The sequence below is a fragment of the Lysobacter niastensis genome, from assembly GCF_015453285.1.
GTDB classification, from domain to species: domain Bacteria; phylum Pseudomonadota; class Gammaproteobacteria; order Xanthomonadales; family Xanthomonadaceae; genus Lysobacter_J; species Lysobacter_J niastensis.
In genome coordinates this window covers 414,496-439,922 of sequence record NZ_JADLZT010000003.1, presented here as the reverse complement: position 1 = coordinate 439,922, position 25,427 = coordinate 414,496, and the positions used below count along the sequence as shown (strand labels likewise).

Sequence of the window (25,427 nt, the reverse complement as noted above, 5' to 3'; positions counted from 1 at the left end):
CATCTTCCGGCAACCGGGCATCGATGTTTTCCGGGGCCCTCAAGCTCGCCGACCTGCAGCTCTCGCTGCGGGCGGCGATTGCGGCGGGGCTGGCCGTCGTGGTGGCCGATCTGCTGCGTTTGCCGTATCCGATCTACGCGATGATCTCGGCGGTGCTGGTCACCGACCTGTCGCCGCTGCAGACGCGCCGGCTCGGCTGGCCTCGCCTGGTGGCGACCGTCATGGGCACGGGGATCGGGGCTTCGATGAACGCCCTGTTGCCTTCGGGGCTCTGGACGGTCGCGTTCGGGGTCGCGGCGGCCATGCTGCTCAGCCAGCTGCTGCGGATGCGGCACGCCGCCAAGGTGGCCGGTTACATCTGCGGCATCGTGCTGCTCGATCACGGCGAACAGCCGTGGGCCTATGCGGTGGTCCGCATGGTCGAAACCCTGCTCGGGATCGGTGCGGCCATGCTGGTGAGCCTGGTGCCGAAGCTGGTCGAGGACAAAGAACCGACTCCCTGAGCGTGCCGCCGCCATGGTGTGAGGCCCCTCGCACAAGGCTGAACGGGTGGCCGGGTCCGGCGCGCCGATCCCGTTTCAACTCAAGGTGGGAATCTCGGGGGGAGGCCGCATGGCCCAGCACGTCCAACGCAGAACGGGCCTCGCGCCGCGAGCGGCTTCCGCGAAGGTGCCCCGTGGCTGAGACGGGCGCAGACTTTTCGCTGGTTTCGGGCGGGCCGCTGTACCGCCTGTTGTTGCGGTTGCGCCTCATGGCCAGACCGGTTCGGCTGCTGCCCCGTCGCATCGTGGTCTTCACGGCGCTCACATGGCTGCCGCTGCTCGCGTTCTCGCTGGCGGAAGGGCGCGCCTTCGGCACCACGACGTTGCCGTTCCTGCGCGACCCGTCGATACACGCCAAGTTCCTGCTCGCCTTGCCGCTGGTGCTGGTGGCCGAAGTGGTCCTGCACAACCGACTCGGCGAAGCGGTCCAGGAGTTCAAGCGGCGCGGCATCGTGACCACCGATCAGGAGGCACGCTTTGACGACCTCGTCGCATCGGCGTTGCGGTTGCGCGATTCGATCCTGATCGAGCTGGTCCTGTTCGCCTTCGCATTCGTCTCGCTGGCCTGGATCTGGAATCGCTCGATCGTTCCGGTCGAGACCTGGATCGTCGATGCCGGCGGCGGACGCGCGCACCTGACCGGCGCCGGGCAATGGCTGGTCCACGTCAGTGCGCCGATCTTCCAGTTCCTCATCCTGCGCCTCTACTTCCGTTTGTTCATCTGGGCGCGCCTGCTTTGGCAGGTGTCGAAATTGCCCCTGCGGCTATTGCCTTCGCATCCGGACCGCACGTGCGGACTTGGCTTCCTCGAGGACGGCGTGCCGGCTTTCGCGCCGGTGTTGTTCGCGCAGGCCGTGGCCGCATCCGGCCTGATTGCACGGCGCGCGCAGGTCGAGGGCACCACCGTGCTCGCCTTCAAGGTCGACATCGCGATCCTGGTCGTGGCCCTGACCATCGCGGTGCTGCTGCCGTTGTGCACGATGATCCCGAAGCTGCTCGAACAGCGGCGTGCGGGTATCTATCACTACGGCGGGCTCGGCGCCCGTTGCGTGCGCGAGTTCGAGGCCAAGTGGCTGGAGGGGCAGGCACCGCCGGACGAGCCCTTTGTCGGTAGTCCCGACATTTCCGCCCTCGCCGACATCGGCGGCGGATACCAGAACGTCGAGGGCATGCGGCCCGCGCCGATGGGCCTGCGCACGGTCATCACCGCGGCCGGCGCCGCTGCCGTTCCGTTCCTGCCGCTCGCATTCACGATCTATTCGGCGCGCGATGTCGCCGAACGCCTGATGAAGGTGCTGCTATGACGAGGATTACTCCATTGCGGGCGTGCGCGCTTGGGGCACTGTCGCTGGCCGCATTGCCCGCGCACGCATCGCTGCTGCCGCCCGAGCTGGAGGACGGGCTGGCCAACGTGATCTCGTGGGTCGCGCTGATCATCGCGCCGATCATCGGCATCACGGTGTTCTGGCTGGTGCACATCCTGCCGGAGAAGATCGCCGAGAAGCGCCGCCATCCGCAGGTCAAGGCGATCCAGACGCTGTGCCTGCTGTCGCTGTTCTTCGGCGGCCTGCTGTGGCCGCTGGCGTGGCTGTGGGCATACACCAAGCCGGTCTTGCACAAGATGGCCTACGGCACCGATGTCGACGACACGCATGGGCATGGCGATGACGCAGCAGCGGCGCCCGCCGAGCCTGCAGCCGCGCATCCCGCAGCATCCAAGGCACCCGAAGCGCCGAGGAGCAGCCTGGCCGAGAGCATGGAGGTCATGCAGCTGCGCCAGAAGGTCGCGGCGTTGGAAGCACAGCTCGCGGCCTCGCGCGAACCCCCGAAGGGAGGCGACGTCTGATGGAAATCCTGCTGCTACTCATCTATTCGGGCATCGTCTGGTTCGTCTTCTTCAAGAAGAAATGGCTGCCCTGGAACATCACCAGCCAGGTCATCGTGGTGACGATCCCGATCATCTTCCTGACGATCCTGATCCTGCTGATGAACATCGTCGCACCGTCGTCGCACGACGTGCGCGTGCTCAACTACACGGTGCAGATCGTGCCGCGCGTCTCCGGCCGCGTGATCGAAGTGCCGGTGGAGGCCAACCGCCCGGTGAAGAAGGGCGACGTTCTGTTCCGGATCGATCCCACGCCGTACAAGCAGCAGATGCTGGCGCTGGAGGCGCAGGTTCCCGGGCTGAGCGCCAAGGTCGCGAGCGCGAGCGCCTATCAGCGCGAGCTCAACGAGCAGTTGCGCACCGCGACCTCGCAGCGCAGTGCCCTGGCCGCCAAGCTCGAACTGGCGCGCAAGCGCAGGGCGCAGACGAGCGAGCTTGCCAGCACCGGCGCCGGCTCCAAGTACGACAAGGAGCAGGCGCAGGCCGACCTCGACAGCCTGACCGCCGACCTGGCCGCCGCGACCGCGACGGCTGGGCAGGTGCGACAGAAGCTGTCGGCGCTGACCGACAAGGGCGAGCTGTCCGAGATTGCGCAGGCTCGCGCCGACCTAGCGAACGTGCAGGCGCAACTGGCCGAGGCACGCTGGAACCTGGAGCAGACCACCGTCTACGCGCCGGCGGACGGCACCATCGTCAACCTGCAGTTGCGCGAGGGTTCGTATGCAGTGCCGCTACCGCTGGCGCCGGTGATGAGCTTCATCGAGAAGGAACAGTGGGTCATCGCGCTGTACGGGCAGAACGAGCTGCGCTACGTGGAGGCGGGCAACGATGCCGAGATCTTCATGCGCACCTATCCGAACCGGATCATCAAAGCCAAGGTGGATTCAATCGTGTGGGGGTCCGGCACCGGACAATTGCCGATCGGCGGATTCGTGCCCAATACAGGCACCACGCCGATTCCAGAGGGACGCTATGCCGTGCGCCTGCGGCCGACCGGCGAGGACAAGGACATCTTCCTGGCGATGGGTGCGCAGGGACAGGGCGCCATCTATACCGAACACATCAAGCTGATCCACATCGTGCGCAAGGTGTTCGTGCGGGTGAGCACCAAGCTCGACTGGCTCGTCCTGAAGCTGCACTGAGGCCGACATGGCGCGCATGCGGAGAAAACCGGGTGGTTCCCAGCTAGCGGTGGCGACATGCGCCGCCGCGCTGGTGCTGCTTGCCGGCTGTGCGACGCTGGATCCGCCCTCGGGTGAGGAGATCCGGGCGCAGGCTCTGCCGCAGGTCGACGTACCGGCACAATGGAAAGTGAACCCGGCTGCCCGCGCCGGCAGCATCGGCGATGGCTGGGTCACCACCTTCGGCGATCCGCAGCTCGATGCTCTGGTTGCCGAAGCCATCGCCAACAACCCGGACCTTCAGATCGCCGCAGCGAGGGTGGAGCAGGCCGACGCTGCCGTCGAGGCCGCGAAGGCGCAGTTGCGCCCGGCTATCGGCATCCTCGGACGGACCAGCACCAAGCCGGTCTCCGATCTGATCCCGATATTGAGCGGCGTGATCCTGCGCGCCTGGTGGGAGCTCGACCTGTGGGGCCGCCTGCGCTACGAGCGCAACGCCGCCCGTGCAGAGCGCGACGCGGCCGGTGCCGATTACCGCTTCGCCCAGCAGTCGATCGCGGCGTCCACCGCGCGCGCGTGGTTCCTGGCAGCGGCGACCGCTCGCCAGCAGCAGCTCAGCGATGAAATGGCGCGCAATGCGGCCAAGCTCGTGGAGCTCGCCGAACAGCGGGAGCGAGTTGGCGCAGGTACCGGCACCGACGTCGCGCTGGCGCGTGCCAGTTCCGCCAGTTATCAGGACGCAGCGCAGCAGGTCGAGCTGGCGCACCGGCAGGCATTGCGCGCGCTGGAATTGTTGCTGGGCCGCTATCCCGCTGCGGAGATCCAGTCGCGTCAGGACCTGGCGGCGTTTCCCGGGCCGATCCCGGTGGGTGTACCACTCGAAGCGCTGGAGCGCCGCCCCGACCTGATCGCCGCCGAGCGCCGTGTTGCGGCGGCGTTCAATCGCACCCGTGCGGCGAAGGCGGCGCGTCTGCCCAGCCTGACGCTTTCCGCCAATTTTGGATGGGTGAACACCGACGATCTCGAAGACGTCACCTCCGAGCGCAGCAACACCACCAAGAGCGCCGGCGCCCAGGTAGTGCAGCCGATCTACCTCGGTGGTGCGATCGACTCGCAGATCCAACTGCGCAGCGCCGAGCAGAAGCAGGCCGTCGCCGAATACGGGCGGCTCGCGTTGCGCGCATTGGGCGAAGTCGAGGACGCGCTCGACGCCGAGAACATCTTCGGCCAGCGCGAAAACATCCTGCGCGGCGCGCTCGACGACAGCCGCCGCGCGCTGGACCTGGAACGCACGTCCTACCGCGTCGGCAAGGCCGACCTGCGCGACGTCACCCAGAGCCAGCTGTCCAGCTTCGCCACGGAGATCGCACTGCTGCAGGTGCGCCGCGAGCACCTCGACCGGCGCGTCGACCTGCATCTGGCGCTGGGCGGAAACTTCGTGGTGACACCTCCTGCCGATGCGGCCGGCGCTGATGCTGGTGCGTCATCGGAGCAGAAATGAAATGGTTGCTGCTGCTGATGCCCATTGCCGCGGCGCTGGAGCACTTCGCGCCCGGCAGGCCGTTGCTGACGTTTGCCGTCGCCGCGCTTGCCATCATCCCGCTGTGCGCGCTGATGGCGCGGGCCACCGGAAGCCTGGCGGCACGGCTGGGAGCTGGTGTCGGTGGCCTGCTCAACGCGACGTTCGGTAACGCAGCCGAGTTCATCATCGCCTTCGCCGCGCTGCGCGGCGGCCTGTACGACATGGTGAAGGCTTCGCTGGCCGGCACCATCATCGGCAACATCCTGCTGGTCACGGGCGTGGCCATGTTCGTTGGTGGTCTGGGGCGCAAGGAGCAGCTCTACAACGCCACCGCCGTGCGGTCGCTGGCGACGATGCTGACGCTGGGGGTGATCGCACTGATCCTGCCGGCGGCGTTCCACGCCTCCGCGCCACCGGGCGCTCGCGAGAACATCGGCCCTATCAGCAACTGGATCGCCGTGATCCTGCTGGCGACCTACGCCGCCAATGTGCTCTTCACCCTGGTCACCAACAAGGAACTGTTCACGGGTGGCGGGCACGGCGACGATGGCCACGGCCACGGTCACGAGGCGGAGTGGGCGCCGAAGAAGGCGGCGCTGGTGCTGGGCGCGGTGACGCTGGGCATCGTCTGGATGAGCGAGATCCTGGTCGCCGCGGTGGAACCTGCAGCGGCCTCGCTGGGCCTGACCGACCTGTTCGCCGGCGTGTTCGTGCTGGCCGTGCTGGGCGGCGCGGCCGAGCAGGCGACTGCGATCGTGGCTGCGCGCCACGACCGCATGGACCTGTCGCTGTCGATCGCGCTCGGCTCCAGCGTGCAGCTGGCGCTGATGGTCGCGCCGCTGCTGGTGCTGCTGAGCTACGTGGTCGGCCCGCACCCGATGGACCTGGTGTTCCGGCCCGGTCTGGTGTTCTCGATCATGTTCGCGGTGCTGATCTGCGGCCAGCTCACCTCCGACGGGCGCTCGCACTGGCTGCGCGGCGTGCAGCTGCTCGCCGTGTACCTGATCCTCGCGGTGGTCTTCTACTTCGTGCCGGACGCGGCGGGTTGACGCGGCCATGTTGGCGGCGCGTGACCGCTTCCGCGCGCTGGTCCGGACGTTCGCGCGCCATCGCTACGCGATGCTGCTGTGCTCACTGCTGGCGACGATCGCGATCGGGCCGCTGCTGCGCCACCTGGGGTTCGGTGATCGCGTCCTCGAGTGGTCCCTCGGTGCCAGCCTGTTGATCGCGGTCATGCCGGTGTTCGGCGAACGGCGCTGGACGTTCCTGATCGTGCTGGTCGCTGCCGCCGTGCTGTTGCGGCTGGTGGCGGCCATGCTCGGCTTGCCCGACCTGTCCTCGATCGGGCTCCTCTTGTGGGCCGTGCTCGCCACGATCGCGGGCTGGCGCGCGCTCACGCACGCGCTTCGCGCCAAGCGCGTCGATACCGAGCACCTGTGTGCGGGGCTGAGCGTCTATCTGCTCGCCGGCGTGTTCTGGGGCGTGGCCTATGTGTCGCTGGAGCGGCTTGTGCCGGGCTCTTTCACGCTCGGCGGTTCGCCGCTGATGGGAGAATTCTCGCTGGCCGACGGCATCTACTACAGCTTCGTCACGCTCGCGACGCTGGGTTACGGCGACATCTCGCCGCTGGGAGCGATCGCGCGCGGGCTGGCGATATTCGAAGCGGTGTTCGGCCAGCTGTACCTGGCGGTGCTGGTCGCGTCGCTGGTCAGCCTGCGGCTGGTCTCGCGGATGCAGGACGCCCGCGGCGAACCGTGATCGTCCGCGTCAGGCGACACCGACCACGCGGATCTCCACGCCTTCCACACGCACCACCTGGCCCGCGTGGATCTTGCAGGTCTTGCGCAGTTCGACCGCGCCGTCGACCGTGACCGCGCCACTTGCGACGATGGCCTTGCCAGCGCCGCCGCTGTCGCACAGGCCGACCAGCTTCAACAGCTGGTTGAGCTCGACGTATTCGCGATCCAGTTCGAAATCGATGGGTTGCATGAGCAGGGGTGGATGAAGTGCGAGCGGGTCGCACAGCGTCGCAGGCGCGCGGCCCGCGCGCAATGTCAGGGCCTGCTAACGCTATCGGGACAGGCCGCGCCGGGCGTGGAGGCGTGCGAGGCCAGAAAGAGCGAAGACGCGTATGTCGATACGCAACCGAGCGATGACGCCGCATCGCGCGCCTCCACGCCCGGCCCTTCGGGTTGCACCCCAGGGGCCGCCATGCGGTGCCGCGTGCCTTGAGCTTGCAATCAGCAAGCCGCTGCGGCGCGCAACACCACCTGGCGGCCCCTGAGGTGTAACGCGGCCTATCCCGATAGCGTTAACAGGCCCTAGTCCAAGGCGGGTAGGGCGCTGGCGTCGCCGTCGCAGAGCGCACGCTTGCGCGCCGGACTGAGCTGCTTGATCGCGTACTCGGCGCGGCTGGCGTCCGAGCGGTTGGCGTAGGCGAAGCGCGCCAGCAGGCGCGAAGGAGGATGCGAGCGGGTGTAGCGTGCGCCCTTGCCGGCCAGATGCTGCGCGAAACGTCGATCGACATCGGTGGCGATGCCGGTGTAGAGGCTGCCATCGCGGCATTCGAGCAGGTAGACGTACCAGGCGGTCATTGGCGCAATCGTGCCCGTTCAGGGTGGAACGGGTCCAGCCGACGAACGGTTCTTAGCCTTTCTCACCCCGATTAATCCGGGTACTGCCTCCCAGTTCCGGTGCGATATCCCTCCGTACGCATGCGCACGTGATTGTTCGGGAGCCGCTGCTCTCCGACAATGCTTCGTCCCCTGAGAAGAAGCGTGCACTTGAACACCGAAGTCAAAACCGCCACCCAACTCCGCCAGCTGTGCGCGAGCTTCGCCAAGCCGCACCTGGGACGGGCCGTGTGGCAGCTGGTCAACACGCTGATTCCCTTCGTGGCCGTCTGGGCACTGATGGCCTGGAGCGTGGTCGCGCAATGGAACTACGGCTGGACGCTGCTGCTGGCGCTTCCCGCTGCGGGCCTGTACGTGCGGTTGTTCATCATCCAGCACGACTGCGGGCACGGATCGTTCTTCGCCAGCGCCCGCGCCAATGACATGGTCGGCCGCTGCCTGGGGCTGGTCACGCTGTTCCCCTACGGTTACTGGAAGAAGACCCACGCCGTGCACCACGGCACGTCAGGCAACCTCGACCGCCGCGAGATGGGCGACATCGACACGCTGACCGTCGCCGAATACCGCGCGCGCTCGTGGCGGGGTCGCCTGGCGTATCGGATGTATCGCAGCACCCCGGTGCTGCTGGGCATCGGTCCCGTCTACCAGTTCGTGATCAAGCATCGCTTTCCGTTCGACCTTCCGTTCACGTGGAAGAAGGAATGGGCGAGCGTGCTGCTCAACAACCTGATGCTGGCGGTTGCGCTGGTCTCGCTGGGCTTCGCCATCGGCTGGCACACGGCGCTGGTGGTGCACCTGCCGATCGTGCTGATCGCCGGTGCCGCGGGCGTCTGGCTGTTCTACGTGCAGCACACGTTCGAGGACGCGTACTGGGCGCGCAAGGGCGAGTGGGATTCCAGCCAGGCCGCGGTTGCCGGCAGCTCGTATTACGACCTGCCGCGCGTGCTGCACTGGTTCACCGGCAACATCGGTTATCACCACATCCACCACCTGGCCAGCCGCATCCCGAACTACCGCCTGCGCGAGGCGTTCGAATCGAGTCCGCTGCTGCAGTCCGCGCCGCGCCTGACGATGTGGTCGAGCCTGAAGAGCGCGCGCCTGAAGCTGTGGTGCGAGGAGACCGGACGCATGGTCGGGTTTCCGAAGGCCGCACGCGCCTGATGGTGCCTGCGACCGCTGGATGAAAAAAGCGGGCTCAGGCCCGCTTTTTTTTGTGCCGCCGATTGGTGCTCAGGTGCAAGGCAGACCGTGAATCGTGGCATTCCGGGCGTTGCGGCGCACTCGTGTGCGCCGCGCCCCGCGGTGGCTACCGGTTGATGATCGGCGGATCGCAGACGATCGTGCAATTGCCGTTGCCCGTGTCCGTCACGATGACGCAGTATTCGGCGTTCGCGATGGCGTTGTTGGCGTCGATGATGTTGCCGTTGCGCTTGCTGTTGCCGCTCCAGCTGAGCTGGTTGTTGGGGTCGTTGAGGAAGTTGTGCCCGCTGATCTCGTAACGCTGGTCGGCGATCAGCGACACGAGGGCGGTATCGCGGCCATTGCCTACGGTCTGGTCCAGGCCGCCGTTGCCATCGTCGCCACCGGTGTAGCAGTAGCTGTAGGTCTGGCCGTTGGAGGCGGCGACGTTCTTGTAGGGGGCGCCGGAGGCGAAGTTGCGTACGTCGAGATTGATGTTCGGGGTGTTCGGCATGGTCGTGACTCCTCTTGGGGGATGGCCGTTCGGGCCGGGACGGAACCTGTCTATTGCGCGGCGATCCGGCCGGCTGCCGGGAATGGCCGCAGCGGGACGTAGCCCGCGGCGGTGAGGCGTTGCTGGTGCGGCTGCGCCTCGGTAGCGCGGTCGAGAAGCAGCAGGGTTCGCACCAGTGGATCGAGCCGTTCGAATGGCAACGCGTCGCGTGCGTCCGCCGTCAGCAGTTGCTCGGCCTGTCGCCAATCCGCGCGGGCTGCTGCGACGTCGCCTGCTGCCTGCGCGCCTTCTCCGGCCACGATCCGGTTGTTCGCCAGCACCAGGCGCAGGACCTCGTTCGGACTCTTCTTCCAGGCCGGTTCCAACAAGGCCAGCGCTTCGGCGGCGTGCGTTCGCGACGCACGGCTGTCACCTGTCGAAAGTGCGAGCTGGGCCTGCAGGTTGCGCGCCATGACGAGCCAACGAAGCACGCGCTCGTTCTCGGGTTCGGCGGCCCGAGCGCGGGTCAGGATCGCGGCGGCTTCGTCTGCGATCTGGACAGCCGCCGCGCTGTCGGAGGGGGCGATCAACTGGGCCTGCCACCAGCGGCAGATCGCAGGTGGCGTCTGCCACAGATTGTTGGCCGGATCCTGCCTGGCCAATGTGTCGGCGGACGTCGTTGCCGCGAGGATGTTCGTGAGGGCCTCGCTGCGCCGGCCGCGCTGGGCCTGTGCTTCCACCAGCAGATACAACGCATTGACGCGCAGATCCTGCCATTTGGCGTTTGCCGGCTCCGCCGCGACATTGCGTTGCATCCCGGCGAGCTGCTCGCTGAAGAACGCCTCCGCGTCGGCGAGCTTGCCTTGGCGGGCCGACAGGGTGCCCAGCCACGACAGGACATTGGTGGCCTCGAAGCGCAGTGCATTGTCATGCGGTCGCTGTGCCGTCCAGACCTGGTACAGGGCAAGCTCTTCGCGGACGGCGCGCTCGGCTTCCGGGTAGCGCCCGCGCCGCTCGTCGAGCACCGCCAGGGTCTGGTGGCCGTAGGCGACTTCGCGTTGCCAGTCGAAGTTCGCGCGATCCATCGCCGCCAGCCGGATCCCGCTGTCCCGATACTTGCGGAACCAGACCCCCGATTCGTCGTAGCGCCCCTGTTCCAGGGCGACAAACCCGATCCAGTACTCGGCCTGTGCCAGATCGAACAGGCGCTGGCCGTTGTCCGGTGCGCGCTGGTGCAGCGTGGTGCTGCGCGCATGTGCCTCGCGGAACGCCGCCATCGCAGGGTCATGCTTGCCTTCATTGAGGCGCACCTGGCCGATGCCGGTCAGTGAGCGGGCCTGCTCTTCGAGCGCGCGGTCGGTGAGGTCGCGCGGATCCAGCGTGGCGAAGTACGCCGTGGCCTTGTCGTCGACCGAGCGCATCAGGTCGAGCCGGCCGACGGTGTCCAGCTTCTTGCGCAGGTCGCCGAGCATGAATCCGAGGATGTCCTCGGCCTGCGCCTGGCGGCGCTGGGCATCGTTGCGTGCGACCCATGCAGTGACGGCCAGGGCCATCGCGATCGCCATGCCGGCGATGGAGGCCGCCGTCACCACGGCCCACTTGCGTTGCCGCCGCTGTGCTTCGCGTTGTGCGAGCGCGTCGTAGCCGACGCCGAGCAATCCCGCGACCAGCTTCAGGAAAGCACGCTCGCGTCCGTCGCCTTCACGCCGCGCATCGGCGGCGAGCGGTTCGCGCGTGTTGCCATCCGGAGCGGGTTGCAGCAGGGCGGGAGGGAAGCATTGCCGTGCCGGATCGGCGCTGCCCGGTTCGCCGTCAACCACGAAGCACAGCACGCGATCGCCGCGGCCGGAGTCCTGGAACGCCTGGACTTCGGCATTGACCCATCGCGACTGCGCCGCGGCGGGTGAGCAGATCACGATCAGCGTGGCGGAATCGGCGAGCGCTTCGCGAATCGTCGAGCCAAGGTCGCCAGCGGTCGGCAGTTCCTCGCGATCGCGGAAGAACGTGCCCAGGCGGCGGTCGATGGTGCCGTTGCCCGCATGCGCACCGACCAGCCGCGACGGCACGCGATAGGTTTCGAGCCGGCGCAGCAGCCAGCGTGCCCAGGCGGCGTCGGCATGGCTGTAGCTGAGGAAGGCCCGGAATCGCATGGCGTGACCCGCGGATGGCGACCAATCAAACGCCTGCCGGGGCAGCCTTCGGACAGCGCCGGCATCACCATGTCGGGTGATGCCGCTTACGCGAACGTGCGTTACAGGCGCGAATGCTCCAGCTGCCGCTCGCGATGCATCAGCGTCCACTCGGCGTGCTCGGCCAGCGCCGCCTCGCCCAGCGTGCGCAGCACCTGGCGTTTCTCCGCGAGGTCGGCGCAGCAGCCCAGGCGCCGCCGCGCCGCACCGAAGATGCGCTGCATGAAGCGGTACTGCTTGATCAGTTCCTTGTCGGCCTTCTTGTACGCGTAGGCCTCGTGTACGGCGGCTGCGACCGACAGGATGCCCATGGTCGAGACCAGCAGGTGCTGCTGGTGCGTATCCATGCCGCTGGCGAAGATCGCCAGCAGAACGCTGATGCCGACGCCGGCCCACAGGCAGGCCATTCCGAGAACCTCGGCGCGATGGTGCAGCCGCGATCGCCGCGATGCGGTCGCCGCGAAGTAGCGCAGCTGTCCGCCACTTTCTGGCGTGCCGATCCAGTCGCGGATCACCGCGTCGACCTGCGATGCACCGCCCTTGGCCGGAATGCGCAGTCCATCGAGGCTGGCGCCGCGCATCACGTTGCGTATCCAGCCCAGCTCGACGTCCTGCTTCTGCAGGAAGTTGTCGTGGGCGAACGCCGGCGAGGCGAGGTCGACGATACCGGCGCGCCGCCAGTACGACTGCACGCGCAATCCTTCAGCGAGTGCGCGGTAGTCCAGATGCTTGCGCTGCCATTCGCGCCGTCGCGCCAGCACCACCACGCCCAGGCCGGCGAGGAAAAACACCAGGAACAGGTTGATCACGAGGTGGTGCGCGGTGATGTGCGTGTAGGTGAAGAACGCGAACCCCATCGCTGCCGCCAGCAGATAGACGATGCGCAGCACATGCCCGACGCGCCGCTGGTACGTGCGCGCCAGCCAGTCGGTCGCGGCGAACAGGATCTCGATCGGGCAGGGCGCCGGTTCGTCGCCGCCTGCCGATTCGAGCTGGAAAGCAGTGCCTATCGCCTTTTCGTAGCGGCGCACGTCGGTGTTGAACTCGGCCTGCCGGCGGAACATCAGGTCGAATGCCGGCGGCAGCTGCTCGTGCACGATGATCCCGTCGTCGGCGGTGAGCCAGCGGCCGCGATCCTCGATGTCGTCGTTGCTGCCTTCGCGGGCGACGGGCAGGTGGTAGAGCAGCGTTTCCTCGTCCAGACCCAGCCGTGCCAGCGCGACGCGGCGGCGACGGTCGATCTCGCCCGGCACCGTGCCCTGCAGGTGGTAATGCACGATCTGCGAGGTGCCGCCGAGCCGGTCCGAATCGACGCCGTCCCACAGCGCCAGCAGGATGTGGCAGTGGCTGGATACGAAGATGCCGGCCTGTGCGTATTGCTGGTCACGCGCCGGGCCCGCCTTTGCGATGGCGTCTTGGTGGCTGTCGTGGCGCAGCGGCAGCACCATCGTGTCGGCGAGCAGGCGTTGCCGGTCGAACGCGTCGCGGCTGTCTGGGTCTTCGAAGTCGTGGCGGTACAGGTCGACCGGCAATGGCAGAGGCGCGATCACGCGCAGGCCGAGGTCGAGCGCGACCTGCGCCACGAGCTGGTCGCCGCCTTCGGCCAGCGACGACAGCACGACCACCGGCAATTCGGGATATCGCGCCTGCAGGTCCTGCAGGAAGTCGCGCACACGGGTCCGCAGTCCGGGAAGGTCCGCCTCCCGCAGCTTGCGATGTCCGGTGACCCCGACCACCAGGCTGGCCAGCGACGCCGTATCGTCGTGATCGAACATGCCGCTCCCGCCGCGCAGCGCGGCCGGAACGCCGCTGGTCCGCTAGGGCGAACGCGGGCGCGGGCGGCCTCAGGCCAGAAGGCGCCTGCCGGTCATTCGATGACGTCGTAGAGCCGGTAGATCCAGGACAGCTCGTAGAGCAGGGCGAAGACGACGAAGGTCCGGTGGAACCACTCCGCGCGCGTACGCATCGCGACCAGGCAAAGCACCACCATCGCGGCGTTGCGCAACGGGTACTCGTAGCCGAAGTGGCGGAAGTAGGGCCGCGCCTTGATCAGCGTGTCGATGAAGTCGATCACGTAGGCCAGCGCCATGATCCCGAAGAACCAACCGCGCCGCGACAGGAAGTAGTCGCGCCAGCCGTCGTAGTCGGAGGTGTCGTCGGGAAACAGCAGCGTGCACAGCAGGAACAGCACGACGACGTAGAGGATCAGGAAGGCGTAGCGGGGAAGCTCCACGGATGGACGTGGATCAGGCTGAACTGCCACCACCAGAAGTGGGTCAGCAGCACGAACATCGAGAGCGCCCATCCCATGTGCACCCAGTAGATGCGTTCGCGGCCGGGGTGCTGGACGAAGCGCGCCATGCCCTTGAGCAGCGTGGTCAGGGCCAGGCCGAGCACGATGCCCAGCACGATGCGGATGTAGGTGAACAGCGGGTCGCCCTGCATCGCCAGCCTCCTCGCGCGTCGGCCGAGCATAGCGTCCCGGGTGCCTGCGACCTGCGACGGGCCGCTCCCGAGCCCATGCTCGGCCCGATGCTGCGATCATGTGCGCATGACTGACCTAGTTTCCGAGTGTTTCTCGACCCTCTCCCTGACCCCTGCACTGATGCAGGGGGTGCAGGCCCTGGGCTACACCCAGATGACGCCCGTGCAGGCGCGCAGCCTGCCGCCGATCCTCGAGGGGCGCGACCTGATCGCGCAGGCGCCCACCGGCAGCGGCAAGACCGCAGCCTTCGGCCTGGGCTTGCTGCACCGCCTCGATGCGGCGTCCTCCGGCACGCAGGCGCTGGTGCTGTGCCCGACGCGCGAGTTGGCCGACCAGGTCGGCAAGCAGCTGCGCAAGCTGGCCTTCGCCATTCCCAACCTGAAGCTGTCGATCCTGTGCGGCGGCATGCCGCTCGCGCCGCAGCTGGCCTCGCTGGAGCACGCGCCGCACGTGGTGGTCGGCACGCCGGGCCGCATCCAGGAACTCCTGCGCAAGCGCGCGCTGGACTTCTCTGGCCTGCGCACGCTGGTGTTCGACGAGGCCGACCGCATGCTCGACATGGGCTTCGAGGAACCGATCCGCGAGATCGTCGGGAAGACGCCGAAGTCGCGGCAGGGCCTGCTGTTCTCAGCCACTTTCCCGGAAGGCGTACGCACGATCAGCCGCGGCATGCTGCGCGATCCGGTCGAGGTGACGGTCGAGGGCGAGGAGCACCACGCGCCGATCGAGCAGCGCTTCTACGAGATCGATGCGGCGCGCAAGACGCCGCTGCTGGCGGCGCTGCTGGTGCAGGAGCGGCCGGAGTCGTGCGTGGTGTTCTGCAACATGCGTCGCCAAGTGGACGAAGTCGCCGGCTCGCTGGAGCACTACGGCTTCACCGCGCTGGCGCTGCACGGCGACATGGAGCAGCGCGATCGCGACGAAGTGCTGGTGCGCTTCGCCAACCGTAGCTGCAACGTGCTTGTGGCCAGCGACGTCGCCGCGCGCGGGCTCGACGTCAAGGAGCTGGCGATGGTGGTCAACTATGACCTGCCCAGCGATGCCGACACCTACGTGCACCGCATCGGCCGCACCGGCCGCGCCGGCGCGGATGGCCTCGCATTGAGCCTGTGCACGTCGCGAGAGACCTCGCGCATCGAGGCGATCGAGCAGCGCATCGGCGCGCCGGCTCAGTGGTACAAGGCGGCGCCGTTGACCGGCAAGGCAGGCAACGTGCCGATGGCGGCGATGACGACGCTGCGCATCGATGCCGGACGCAGCGACAAGCTGCGCCCGGGCGACATCCTGGGTGCCCTGACCGGCGAAGCGGGCCTGAAGGCCGATGCGATCGGCAAGATCGACGTGTTCGCCACGCGCGCCTATGTCGCCGTCGCGCGCGGACAGGCTGCGCAGGCGCTGGCGCGGCTGCGCGAAGGCAAGATCAAGGGGCGGAAGTTCCGGGTGAACCGCCTGTAGGCCGTCACCCAATCCCTCTCCCGCAAGCGGGACCGTCACCAAATCCCTCTCCCGCAAGCGGGAGAGGGGCGCGATGTGCTCAGCGCTGGTTGAACGCGTACTTGCCCGGGCCCATCAACGCGATGCCGAGCGCGGTGGCCAGGTACATCACCTGCAGTTCGATCGCCCAGCCGCCCTGCTCGTTGAGGTGGCCGATGTCGCCCGTGTGCACCAGGTACAGCGCGACGATCATGTTCAACACGATCAGCACGGCGCCGATGCGCGAGAAGAAGCCGGTGATCACCAGCAGCGGTCCGAGCACTTCGCCGGCCAGCACGCCATAGCCGAACGAGGCCGGGAAGCCCTGGGTCTCGACCATCTTCATGATGCCTTCCAGGCCGCCGTCGAGCTTGCTGATGCCATGCAGCAGCACGAGCACGCCGAGGGCGATGCGGATGATGAGCTTGCCGAGGTCCTGCTGGGTACTCGTGTTCATGGCGACTCCCCGAGGTGGTAACCGATGATAGTCCAGCCCGGCGCAAGGGCATGGCGCGGTGCGGAAAACCGGCCGTCAGCGTACCGGCAGTTTGAGGTGCAGCCCGTTCCAGCTGAGCAGCACACCGTCCGCACTGATCTCGTCGACGACGGCCGGGCCGAGGCGGTCGCCTTCGGACACCCGTGAGCCGTCGATGATGGCGAAGCGCTGCGGGGCGCTCTGGCCCCACATGTGCATGCTCATCTTCAATGGCGGCAACTGCTGGCGATCGGCGGCGCTGAGGTCGGACAGGCGCAGCACGGCCGAGCCGGCGGAAGCGATCGGCGCCGGTGCGGGCGGCAGTTCGCTCGGGGGCGGCGGCAATGCGGCCGGCGCCGCATGTTCGCGCGTGGCGGCGACGGGCGGTGCGGAAGCCTGCGGGGCGGTTTCGATGGCAGGCGCGGGCGGCACTACCGCAGGTGCCCGGGCGACGGGCGCCAGTGCAGGTGCCTGCTGCGGTTGTGGCGCGGGGACGACGGGGCGAACGGTGCGTGCCGCCGGCTTCCATTCCACCGGTGCCGGTGAGGCTGCGGGTGCCGGGTCGATGGTCGCTCCGGTCACCGCAGCGGCAGCGGCCGGCGTCGCAAGCCAGTAGCCACGTGCGGCCCAGCCACTCATGCCGAGGGCGGTGGCAGCAGCGAGCAACAGCCATGGCCAGGGCAAGGCGCGCGTACGCGCAGGGCGCGCCGCGGGCGGCAACTCGGCATGCAGGTCCGGCGTCTGGCCGCGGCGGCGCTCGGCTTCGGACTTGCGCAGGGCCTCAAGGATGAGAGACATCGTTACTCCAGGACCTTGAGCATGCGAGGGCCGTTGTCGGCGGAAGACAGCGCCAGCAGCGTTTCCGGGCCGATGACGCCATCGCTGTCGAGGCCGCGCGCGCGCTGGAAGCGGCGCACAGCCTCGATCATCGCTGCGTCCAACGTCGAAGACGCATCCGCGGTGAACTTGCCGGGAGCCAGGCGCTGGCCGATCCAGCCGACCGCCGGTCCCGTGGCGCCCACCGGCAATGACGCATCGAGGTAATCCGGACCGCGCCACAGCGTGGCGTATTCGCCGGCCCACACGTGCTCCAGCGCGACCCGGCTGGTATCGAGGTCCTGTCCGCCGAGCGACAGACGCACGCTGACAGCATCCGCGCCGCGCAGCAGCGCCCACTGTTCGCGATCGCCGGAATGCAGCCGCAGCAACGCAGGCCGTCCCTGCGCGGCGAGCTTGTCGAGCCCGGCGCGGCCGCGCACGCAGTACACGCCCGGCGCCAGCACCGGCAGGCAGGCCGAAGCCGCGGTGGCGTCGGCGTCGGCAGCGGGCAGCTTCCACAGCGCCAGCAGTTCGCGCCAGGCCGGCAGCGGCGAGGCATCGGCCTGCTGCAGGCGCGCCTGCAGCGCGTCCTCGTCGAGCCGGGTGGGGGCGGCGGCCACGCTGGGTTTCGCCGGTTCTTTCGCCGCCGCCTTGGCCGTCGCGACGGGAGGAGTCACGGCGGCACGCGGCCACCACGCCCAGCCGGCGCCTGTCAGCGCGGCGAGGGCCAGCACCGCAGCGAGGGGCCATGCGAGCGGGCCACGCGGGCGCGACGGAGCCAGCGCCTCGCGCGCAGCGCGATCGACCCAGCGCGCATCGAGCTTGGTTTCGTCATGCGCATAACCGGCGAGCAGCGTGCGCTCGGCGATCACGTTGACCAGGCGCGGCACGCCGATGGAATGCTTGTGGATGCGCCGCACCGCGGCAGCGGTGAAGGGAAAACGCTGGCCTCCGGCCACGCGATAGCGATGGCGCAGGTACTCGCCGGTCTCGGCGGCGTTGAGCGGAGTCAGGTGGTAACGCGCGGTGATGCGCTGCGCGAGCTGGCGCATATCGGGCCGGGCCAGCATCTCGCGCAGCTCCGGCTGGCCGAGCAGGATGATCTGCAGCAGCTTCTGCGTCGGCGTTTCCAGGTTGGTCAGCAACCGCACCTGCTCGAGCGCCTCGACCGAGAGGTTCTGCGCCTCGTCGATGATCAGCACCACGCACAGGCCCTGCGCGTAGGCATCGAGCAGGTAGGCGTTGAGCCGGTCGACCAGCGCCTTGACGCTGCCGCGCGCGCCTTCCAGGTCCAGGTGCAGTTCCTCGCAGATCGTCTCCAGCAGCTCCACCGGCGACAGCCGCGGATTGAGGACGAGCGCGGCGCGCGTGTTCTCCGGCAACTGCTCCAGCAGCAGGCGGCACAGCGTGGTCTTGCCGGTGCCGACCTCGCCGGTCAGCTGGACGAAACCGCCGCCGCCGCCCTGGCCGATGCCGAAAAGCAGGTGCGCGAGAGCGTCCCGGTGGCGCTCGCTGAGAAAGACGAAGCGCGGATCGGGCGTGATCGAGAACGGCGGCTGCTGCAGGCCGTAGTGCTCGAGATACATGCGCGTACCGTTGATGGGCGAAGTCCCCACTAGCCTGCCATGAAAAACGCAGGCGTCCACGCCAACCGGCCTGAACGCGCCGGGCGAGGGCTATTCGGCGGCGCCCTTGGCTTCGGCCGTCCCGAGGACCTCGGGGTGCTGCAGCGGCCGCGGCGAGCCGAGCAGGGGGTGGATGAAGACCGCGGCCAGGATGATCGCCACGCCGCCATAGAACAGCGGCGTGAGCTCGCGCTGCTCGCCCAGCAGCAACACCGCCAGCACGATCGCGTAGACCGGTTCGAGGTTCACCGCGAGCTGCTGCGCGAACGCGCTCATGTGCCGCAGCGCCACCAGCGACAGCGTGAACGGCAGCAGCGTGCAAGCCAGCGCCAGCGCCAGCAGCAGGGCGGCATCGTGGCCGCTGGGCACCACCAGCAGCGAACCGGCGAACGACGGGAACAGCAGCGGCATCAGCGGCGCCAGCAGCGTCAGCATCAGCGTGCCGGCACCCAGTTCCAGCGCGGTCACGGTGAGCGGATCGCCGTGCTCGACCAGGCGCTTGTTGAGCGATCCGAAGATCGCCACCAGGAACGCCGACACCGCGCCCACCGCGATGCCCACGCGCATGCCGGCCGGGACGCCACCGACCACCATCACCACGCCGGGCAGCACCATCAGGCCCAGCGCGAGCTCGCGCTTGGAGAAGCGCGTGCGCGTCAGCCACGGTTCGATCATCGCCACGAACACCGTGCCCAGCGCCATGCACGTCGCGCCGACGGACGCGTTGGACAGCTTGATCGCGCCGTAGAAGGTCAGCCAGTGCAACGCCACCAGCGTGCCGATGCCGGCATAGGCCAGGATCAGGCGCGGCTTCATCGCGCGCAGCCCGCGCCACACGCGCGGCACCAGCGCCAGCGCCGCGACCACCAGCAACATGCGCCACCACACCAGCGGCAGCGCCGGCAGCGTGATCATCTTGCCCAGGATCGCGGTGAAGCCCCACAGCAGCACGCAGAAATGGATTTGCAGCTGGGCCTTGCTGGTCGGGCTCATGAGTCGTGGCGGCGGCGGAGGGCACGCTATTCTCGCAGCATGAGCGCCGACCTGATTGCCCACCTGCAAGATCTCAGCGCCGAGTCGGGGCGGCTGACCGCCCGCGCGATGTTCGGCGGCCACGGCCTGTACCTCGACGGCCTGCTGGTCGGCGTGCTGATCGAGGAAGGCGTGTACCTGAAGGCCGACGACGAGACCCGCGCGAGGTTCGAGGCGGCCGGTTGCGCGCCTTACGTGTACCAGGGTCAGCAGCAGCCGATCACGATGAGTTACTGGTCGGTGCCGGAAGAGGCACTGGACTCGGCCGACACCTGGCGGATCTGGCTGCGTCTCGCCCAGGAGGCAGCGCTGCGCAAGGCTGCGAAGAAGCCGCCCAGACGGGCGAAGAAAGCGGCGCGCTAGTCCTCGGTCGGCTGCGCCAGCAGCCAGTCGACGAACGCCTGCGCCGCCGGACGCAGCCGGCGGTGCGAGGGGTAGACGACGAAGTAGCTCCAGCGTGTCTTCAGCGCGGGGCCCGGCAGTCGCTGCAGCCTTCCGGCGTCGAGGTAGGGCTGTGCGATACGCCCACGCGCCAGCACCGCGCCGAGCCCGTGCGCGGCGGCATTCATCGCGTCCGTGCTGTCGCTGAAGGTGTAGCTCTCCTCGAACTTCGCGCCATGCACGCCGGCGTGGCGGAACCAGTCCAGCCAGCCCTGCCGTGCGTGGTCGGAGATCAGCGGCAGCCGGGTGACGTCCGCCGCTTCGCGGATCGCCGGCAGCCCCGGGTAGTGCGGGGATGCGAGCGGGAACAATGCGTCGTCCATCAGCAGGTGCGCGGTCAGCCCGGGCCAGTGGCCGGGGCCATGGCGGATGCCGAGGTCCGGGCCGCCGTCGTCGAAGCGGGTCAGCGCGATCTCGGTGTCGATGCTGAGCCGGATGTGCGGGTGGCGCTGGTGGAAGTCAGGCAGTCGCGGCATCAGCCAGGTGTAGACCAGCGAGTGCAGGGTGGTGATGCGGACCCGGTCGTGCTCGTCGCGAGTGCCGTGCAGCGTGCGCAGCACTCCCTCCATGTCTGCCATCGCGCTGCCGGCAGCGTCGGCCAGCTGGCGGCCTTCGGCGGTCAGCGACACGCCGCGGGCATGGCGCTGGAACAGCGCGACCCCCAGCCGGGATTCGAGCTTGCGCACGTGGTGGCTGACCGCGCTGGCCGTCAGGTGCAGTTCCTCGGCGGCATGGGCGAAGTTCTGGTGGCGGGCCGCCGATTCGAAGGCGGCCAGAGCAGGCAGCCAGTCCGCGCGCAGGGCCATGTCGAGCCTCAAATATGGTTTGTGTCTGACCGCGAAAGTATGCGCTTGTGGCGGCGGCGCGCCACCGGAAAATAGCCACCAGGCAAGAGCCAGATTATGGGTGGGCCGTCTGCCACGGCCACCGGGAGCGATCCGAGCATGCTGTCCAACGATGACCTGCAGGCCATGCAGATCGATGATGTCGCGGTGATCGAGGTCGGCGATGGCTGCACGCGCCGCGACCTGCCGAGCAATCCGGGCGTGCGCGTCTGGGTGGTCGACATGGCACCCGGCGCGCAGTGGCCGTACGTCGACCACCACGACACCGGCGAGTCCTTCTACGTCATCAGCGGCGAAGTGATCGAGGGCGAGTCGCGCTACGGCGCCGGCACCTATGTCGCCTTCGCGCCCGACAGCCGGCATCGTCCGCGCACCGAATCGGGCGTCCGCCTGATCGGCCTCAACGTCAGCTCGACGGCCTTCCTGGCCGCCGGCGGCAACCCCGATTCGATCACCCACCACTTCCATCCGACGCAGGGCTGACCCGCGTCGCCAGACACGTCCTCCCCCACGAGGCGTCCTCCCCCACGAGGTCTTACGATGAACAGCGTCGCCACGGCATCCGGCATGACCGACACACGCGAACGCGGCTGGATCACCCCGCTCGAACTCGCCCTGCTCGGCGCGATCTGGGGCGCTTCGTTCCTCTTCATGCGCGTGGCCGCCAAGGACTTCGGTGCGATGCCGCTGGTCGAGGTGCGCCTGGCGCTGGGTTCGCTGGTGCTGCTGCCGTTCCTGTGGCGGGCGCGGGCGCAGTTCCCGGCGCGGTTGTGGCCGAAGCTGGCGATCATCGGCGCGATCAACTCGGCGGTGCCTTTCATGCTGTTCGCGTGGGCTGCGCAGCGCGCACCCGCCGGCATCGGTGCGATCGCCAATGCGATGACGGTGTTGTTCACCGCGCTGGTCGGCTTCCTGTTCTTCGGCGAGAAGATCGGCGCGCGTCGCGCGGTGGCGCTGCTGACCGGTTTCGCCGGCGTGGTGGTGCTGGCCAGCGGCAAGACCGCCGGCGCCAGCATCGGCTGGGCGGTGATGGCCGGTGTGGGCGCGGCGTTCCTGTACGGCATCGGCATCAACCTCGTGCGTCGTCACCTGACCGGATTGCCGCCGGCCGCGGTCGCCTCGGCCACGCTCGGCGTGTCGGCGCTGCTGACGTTGCCGTTCGCCATCAGCTACTGGCCGCAACACGCGATCCCGGCAGCGTCCTGGTTCTCGGCGGCGATGCTCGGCGTGCTGTGCACCGGCCTGGCCTTCGTCATGTACTACCGACTGATTGCCCGCATCGGCGCCAGCCGCGCTTCGACCGTCACCTACCTGATCCCGGTGTTCGGCGTGGCCTGGGCCTGGCTGCTGCTGGACGAGCCGCTGACCGCGACGATGGGCATCGCCGGCGCGATGATCCTCGGCAGCGTGGCGTTGAGCCAGCGCATGGGGAAGTGACGAATCGGCCCGAGGCCGCGCAGCGGGCTGGGCATTGCCAAATCGTCATCCCTGCGTAGGCGGGGATGACGAGCGAACGGAATCAAGGGAGTGCGCGAATGACCGACAAGCGCGTCGTGTTCGACTTCGAGATTCACTTCAGCAATGGCGGCGGCCTGAAAGGCTGGGACTTCCGCCTCGACATCGAAGGCGACGACATCGCCGACGACGTGCTCGCCGACTACATCGTGCGCGACATGCGCCTGCTGATGGTCGGCAGCGTGCGCATCGACAACAAGCGCATCATCGCCGAGGCGCACAAGCGGGAGCGCGACACGGTCGCCATTTCCGGTTGAGTGTTCGGCGCGGCCGTCAGGCAGCCAGCGCGCCAGGCATCACTCGCGGCGAAAGCGGTCGTTCTTCCCAGCCACGCAGCCGGTAGCCCTGCCGTTCGATGGCCGCGATCACCTCGTGCTTCCAGAAGCGGCCTTCCATCTGCACGCGGCCCGCGACGTGATCGACGCGGATGCGCGCGCCCAGGTCGACCCGGAGCAGCGCGCCGATCAAGCGCCGAGGCTCCCTGCACGGACCGTCGAGGTTGAGGAGCATGTGGACGTCGGGCAGCGCCGTGCGCTGATCGGGTGCACGGCTCGGTGTGAATGGGGCGAGGCACACGGGGAATTCCATGCGGGATGGCGGAGCGCGCAGCCTCGGGCTTCCCACAGTGGCAAAGTCAACGCGCGGCGGGTTGGGGTGGCGTGCGGCCATTGACCTTCCCATGATGGGAAGGCCCAGCCTTGCGCCATCCTCGCTATCGGCACCCGCATGAACGCGTCCCTGTCGCAGGCTTCCACCGGCCTGCAGAACCAGTTCCGATTCGGCATATCCGGCATGACCTGCGCGTCCTGCGCCGGACGAGTCGAACGTGGTCTGATGTCGGTTCCGGGCGTCACCTCGGCCAGCGTCAACCTCGCGACCGAAACCGTCGAAGTCGCCACCGGCGAGCCGGTCGCTCTGCAAGTCCTCGCCGATGCCGTGCGCCAGGCCGGCTACGGCATCGCGCAGCGCGAAGTCGAACTGGCGATTTCGGGGATGACCTGCGCTTCGTGCGTGGCACGTATCGAGCGGGCGTTGCGCGCATTGCCAGGCGTGCTCGACGCAACCGTGAACCTGGCCACCGAGCGTGCGTACGTGCGAGCGACTGCGCAGATCGATGATGCCGGACTGATCGCTGCCGTGGCGGGCGCGGGTTATTCCGCCGCACTCACCGATGCCGCTGACGGTTCAAAGCCGGAACGGGCACAGACGAAGGCCTGGCCGCGCGAGACACTGCACCTGATCGCCGCGGCGCTACTGTCGCTGCCGCTTGCATTGCCGATGGCAGGACTGTTGCTGGGCGAGCACTGGATGCTGCCGGGATGGCTGCAACTCGTACTCGCCACTCCGGTGCAGTTCTGGCTGGGCGCGCGTTTCTATCGCGCCGGCTGGCACGCGTTGAAGGCGGGGACCGGCAACATGGACCTGCTGGTCGCGCTGGGCACCAGCGCCGCTTACGGATTGAGTGCCTACAACCTGCTGTCGGATGCGGTACACCACGGTGCGCCGCTGTACTTCGAAGCCTCCGCCGTCGTCATCACGTTGATCCTGATGGGCAAGTGGCTGGAGGCGCGGGCCAAGCGCCAGACCACCGAGGCCATCCGCGCGCTGCAGGCATTGCGTCCGGCCACGGCGCGAGTGCGGCGCGACGGCCGCGTAACCGAAGTGCCCATCGCCAGTGTCGCGGTGACTGACGTGGTGGTGGTGCGGCCCGGTGAGCGCATACCGATCGACGGACGCATCATCGAAGGACGGACGCATGCAGACGAGTCGCTGATCACCGGCGAGTCGCTGCCCGTCGCCAAGACGGAGGGCGATCGCGTCACTGGTGGCGCGGTGAACGGCGAAGGCCTGATCGCGATCGAGACCACCGCGTCCGCCGCGGAAGGCGTGCTCGCCCGCATCATCCGTCTGGTCGAGGATGCGCAGGCCAAGAAGGCACCGATCCAGCGCGTGGTCGATCGCGTCAGCGCCGTGTTCGTGCCGGTCGTCGTGGGTGTCGCGCTCGTGACGCTGCTCGGCTGGGGTCTGGCGGTGGGCGACTGGCAACAAGCCATCCTCAACGCCGTCGCGGTGCTGGTCATCGCCTGTCCGTGCGCGCTGGGATTGGCCACGCCGACCGCGATCATGGCCGGCACCGGCGTGGCTGCCCGCGCGGGCATCCTGATCAAGGACGCCGAGGCGCTGGAGATTGCACGCAAGGTCTCGATCGTTGCGTTCGACAAGACCGGAACGCTGACCGAGGGAAGGCCCGTGCTGGCCGAGTACCGTGCCGTCGGTGGCAATGACGGCGAACTGCTGGCGCAGGGCGCCGCGCTCCAGTCGGGAAGCGAGCATCCGCTCGCCAAGGCGGTGCTGGGTGCTTACGGTGATCGGCGGCTGCTGCCTGCCACCGGGCTGCACGCCGTCGCCGGGCGTGGCGTGCGTGGCGAGGTGGCGGGCCGGACATTGCTGCTGGGCAGCACGCGCATGATGGTCGAGGCGGGCGCCGACCTGTCCGCGCTGGAAACCCGCGCCGAAGTGCTGGTGGAATCGGGGCACACCGTGTCCTGGCTCGCCGAGCGCGCGGACGAAGGGACGCGACTGCTCGGGCTGCTGTCGTTCCGCGACCAGCCACGGCACGGTGCGAAGGACGCCATCGCGCGGCTGCATGAGATGGGGCTGCGCACGGTGATGGTGTCGGGTGACAACCCCGGCGCCGCGCACGCGGTGGCGCACGCACTCGGCATCGACGAGGTGCGCGCCAACGTCGTGCCGGAGGACAAGGCTGCGATCGTCGCCGAGCTCGGCCATCAGGGCACCGTCGCGATGGTCGGCGATGGCGTCAACGACGCGCCGGCGTTGGCCGCCGCGGATGTCGGTTTCGCGATGGGCAGCGGCACCGACGTCGCCATGCATGCCGCTGGTGTCACGCTGATGCGGCCGGAGCCGGCCCTGGTGGCCGATGCGATCGGGATCTCGCGCCGCACCACGCGCAAGATCCATCAGAATCTGTTCTGGGCGTTCGGCTACAACGTGGTCGGCATCCCGCTCGCGGCGTTGGGCCTGCTGGACCCGGTGATCGCGGGCGCGGCCATGGCGCTGTCGTCGGTCAGCGTGCTCGCCAACACCTTGCTGCTGCGCCGCTGGCATCCGGACGCGTGAAAGAGGATCGAT

The 25,427-nt window shown here is 68.4% G+C and carries 27 protein-coding genes; 14 read left to right on the top strand and 13 right to left on the bottom strand.

The genetic code is table 11. The features are described from left to right. Window positions 1-23 precede the first annotated feature (23 nt). From IU514_RS07270 to IU514_RS07240, 7 genes are all read left to right on the top strand, one after another. Complete coding sequence (locus tag IU514_RS07270) at window positions 24-503, top strand: FUSC family protein (protein ID WP_194930409.1); 480 nt, start codon at window positions 24-26, stop codon at window positions 501-503. Between the two features lie 248 nt (window positions 504-751). Beyond that, window positions 752-1,846 (top strand): hypothetical protein, encoded by a 1,095-nt coding sequence (locus IU514_RS07265; RefSeq protein WP_194930408.1) that lies wholly within the window; start codon window positions 752-754, stop codon window positions 1,844-1,846. Next, entirely contained in the window at window positions 1,843-2,388 is a 546-nt protein-coding gene (locus tag IU514_RS07260) for a DUF3302 domain-containing protein (RefSeq protein ID WP_194930407.1), read from the top strand. Before IU514_RS07265 ends, IU514_RS07260 begins: the two co-directional genes overlap by 4 nt. Then, window positions 2,388-3,569, top strand: coding sequence for an HlyD family secretion protein (locus IU514_RS07255; protein ID WP_194930406.1), 1,182 nt, complete (start codon window positions 2,388-2,390; stop codon window positions 3,567-3,569). Before IU514_RS07260 ends, IU514_RS07255 begins: the two co-directional genes overlap by 1 nt. 49 nt (window positions 3,570-3,618) lie before the next feature. Beyond that, the gene (locus tag IU514_RS07250; protein WP_194930405.1) at window positions 3,619-5,049 is read left to right on the top strand and encodes an efflux transporter outer membrane subunit; all 1,431 of its coding nucleotides are present in this window, start codon (window positions 3,619-3,621) and stop codon (window positions 5,047-5,049) included. Beyond that, entirely contained in the window at window positions 5,046-6,119 is a 1,074-nt protein-coding gene (gene cax / locus IU514_RS07245; RefSeq protein ID WP_194930404.1) for a calcium/proton exchanger, read from the top strand. Before IU514_RS07250 ends, cax begins: the two co-directional genes overlap by 4 nt. 7 nt (window positions 6,120-6,126) lie before the next feature. Next, entirely contained in the window at window positions 6,127-6,828 is a 702-nt protein-coding gene (locus tag IU514_RS07240) for a potassium channel family protein (RefSeq protein ID WP_194930403.1), read from the top strand. A gap of 9 nt (window positions 6,829-6,837) precedes the next feature. Here IU514_RS07240 and IU514_RS07235 read toward each other — a convergent pair whose 3' ends face one another. Continuing rightward, complete coding sequence (locus IU514_RS07235; protein ID WP_194930402.1) at window positions 6,838-7,059, bottom strand: RNA-binding S4 domain-containing protein; 222 nt, start codon at window positions 7,057-7,059, stop codon at window positions 6,838-6,840. Window positions 7,060-7,391: 332 nt separating this feature from the next. Next, entirely contained in the window at window positions 7,392-7,664 is a 273-nt protein-coding gene (locus IU514_RS07230; protein ID WP_194930401.1) for a GIY-YIG nuclease family protein, read from the bottom strand. 189 nt (window positions 7,665-7,853) lie between these two features. Here IU514_RS07230 and IU514_RS07225 point away from each other — a divergent pair, with 189 nt between their 5' ends. Then, window positions 7,854-8,864, top strand: a complete 1,011-nt coding sequence (locus IU514_RS07225; protein WP_228760537.1) for a fatty acid desaturase — start codon at window positions 7,854-7,856, stop codon at window positions 8,862-8,864. A gap of 145 nt (window positions 8,865-9,009) precedes the next feature. Here the strand turns inward: IU514_RS07225 and IU514_RS07220 are convergent, their stop codons facing one another. The 5 genes from IU514_RS07220 to IU514_RS18925 all read right to left on the bottom strand — a co-directional run bounded on the left by IU514_RS07220 (window position 9,010) and on the right by IU514_RS18925 (window position 14,009). Then, entirely contained in the window at window positions 9,010-9,396 is a 387-nt protein-coding gene (locus IU514_RS07220) for a hypothetical protein (RefSeq protein ID WP_194930399.1), read from the bottom strand. A gap of 50 nt (window positions 9,397-9,446) precedes the next feature. Continuing rightward, on the bottom strand, window positions 9,447-11,525 hold the full coding sequence (locus IU514_RS07215; RefSeq protein WP_194930398.1) for a toll/interleukin-1 receptor domain-containing protein: 2,079 nt from the start codon (window positions 11,523-11,525) through the stop codon (window positions 9,447-9,449). Between the two features lie 101 nt (window positions 11,526-11,626). Continuing rightward, entirely contained in the window at window positions 11,627-13,339 is a 1,713-nt protein-coding gene (locus tag IU514_RS07210) for a hypothetical protein (protein ID WP_228760536.1), read from the bottom strand. Between the two features lie 92 nt (window positions 13,340-13,431). After that, complete coding sequence (locus tag IU514_RS18930) at window positions 13,432-13,797, bottom strand: hypothetical protein (protein WP_228760535.1); 366 nt, start codon at window positions 13,795-13,797, stop codon at window positions 13,432-13,434. Continuing rightward, window positions 13,770-14,009 carry a hypothetical protein gene (locus IU514_RS18925; RefSeq protein ID WP_228760534.1) on the bottom strand — a complete coding sequence of 80 codons (240 nt, stop codon included), beginning with the start codon at window positions 14,007-14,009 and terminating at the stop codon, window positions 13,770-13,772. The genes IU514_RS18930 and IU514_RS18925 overlap by 28 nt, the downstream gene beginning before the upstream one ends. 106 nt (window positions 14,010-14,115) lie before the next feature. On the opposite strand from IU514_RS18925, the gene dbpA reads away from it, so the two are divergent. Next, window positions 14,116-15,504: an ATP-dependent RNA helicase DbpA gene (dbpA, locus tag IU514_RS07200; protein ID WP_194930397.1), complete on the top strand. Its 1,389-nt coding sequence runs from the start codon at window positions 14,116-14,118 to the stop codon at window positions 15,502-15,504. A gap of 79 nt (window positions 15,505-15,583) precedes the next feature. On the opposite strand, the gene IU514_RS07195 is transcribed toward dbpA, so the two are convergent. The 4 genes from IU514_RS07195 to IU514_RS07180 all read right to left on the bottom strand — a co-directional run bounded on the left by IU514_RS07195 (window position 15,584) and on the right by IU514_RS07180 (window position 19,434). Next, window positions 15,584-15,979 carry a DoxX family protein gene (locus tag IU514_RS07195; protein WP_194930396.1) on the bottom strand — a complete coding sequence of 132 codons (396 nt, stop codon included), beginning with the start codon at window positions 15,977-15,979 and terminating at the stop codon, window positions 15,584-15,586. A 75-nt stretch (window positions 15,980-16,054) separates the two neighbouring features. After that, window positions 16,055-16,795, bottom strand: coding sequence for a general secretion pathway protein GspB (locus IU514_RS07190; protein ID WP_194930395.1), 741 nt, complete (start codon window positions 16,793-16,795; stop codon window positions 16,055-16,057). A gap of 2 nt (window positions 16,796-16,797) precedes the next feature. Further along, complete coding sequence (locus IU514_RS07185; protein ID WP_194930394.1) at window positions 16,798-18,402, bottom strand: ExeA family protein; 1,605 nt, start codon at window positions 18,400-18,402, stop codon at window positions 16,798-16,800. Between the two features lie 90 nt (window positions 18,403-18,492). Beyond that, on the bottom strand, window positions 18,493-19,434 hold the full coding sequence (locus IU514_RS07180; RefSeq protein WP_194930393.1) for a DMT family transporter: 942 nt from the start codon (window positions 19,432-19,434) through the stop codon (window positions 18,493-18,495). Between the two features lie 39 nt (window positions 19,435-19,473). Here IU514_RS07180 and IU514_RS07175 point away from each other — a divergent pair, with 39 nt between their 5' ends. Beyond that, on the top strand, window positions 19,474-19,836 hold the full coding sequence (locus tag IU514_RS07175) for a TfoX/Sxy family protein (RefSeq protein ID WP_194930392.1): 363 nt from the start codon (window positions 19,474-19,476) through the stop codon (window positions 19,834-19,836). Here the strand turns inward: IU514_RS07175 and IU514_RS07170 are convergent. Beyond that, window positions 19,833-20,720: a LysR substrate-binding domain-containing protein gene (locus IU514_RS07170; protein ID WP_194930391.1), complete on the bottom strand. Its 888-nt coding sequence runs from the start codon at window positions 20,718-20,720 to the stop codon at window positions 19,833-19,835. The genes IU514_RS07175 and IU514_RS07170 overlap by 4 nt on opposite strands. A 138-nt stretch (window positions 20,721-20,858) precedes the next feature. Between IU514_RS07170 and IU514_RS07165 the strand changes: the two genes are divergently transcribed. From IU514_RS07165 to IU514_RS07155, 3 genes are all read left to right on the top strand, one after another. Next, window positions 20,859-21,242 (top strand): cupin domain-containing protein, encoded by a 384-nt coding sequence (locus IU514_RS07165; RefSeq protein ID WP_194930390.1) that lies wholly within the window; start codon window positions 20,859-20,861, stop codon window positions 21,240-21,242. Window positions 21,243-21,299: 57 nt separating this feature from the next. Then, window positions 21,300-22,196, top strand: coding sequence for a DMT family transporter (locus IU514_RS07160; protein WP_194930389.1), 897 nt, complete (start codon window positions 21,300-21,302; stop codon window positions 22,194-22,196). A gap of 98 nt (window positions 22,197-22,294) precedes the next feature. Next, window positions 22,295-22,531 (top strand): cyclase, encoded by a 237-nt coding sequence (locus tag IU514_RS07155; protein WP_194930388.1) that lies wholly within the window; start codon window positions 22,295-22,297, stop codon window positions 22,529-22,531. 16 nt (window positions 22,532-22,547) lie between these two features. Here IU514_RS07155 and IU514_RS07150 read toward each other — a convergent pair whose 3' ends face one another. Next, a complete protein-coding gene (locus IU514_RS07150; protein ID WP_194930387.1) occupies window positions 22,548-22,784 on the bottom strand; it encodes a hypothetical protein in 237 nt (78 codons plus the stop codon). Between the two features lie 216 nt (window positions 22,785-23,000). Here IU514_RS07150 and IU514_RS07145 point away from each other — a divergent pair, with 216 nt between their 5' ends. Then, window positions 23,001-25,415 carry a heavy metal translocating P-type ATPase gene (locus tag IU514_RS07145; RefSeq protein ID WP_194930386.1) on the top strand — a complete coding sequence of 805 codons (2,415 nt, stop codon included), beginning with the start codon at window positions 23,001-23,003 and terminating at the stop codon, window positions 25,413-25,415. Window positions 25,416-25,427: the final 12 nt, after the last annotated feature.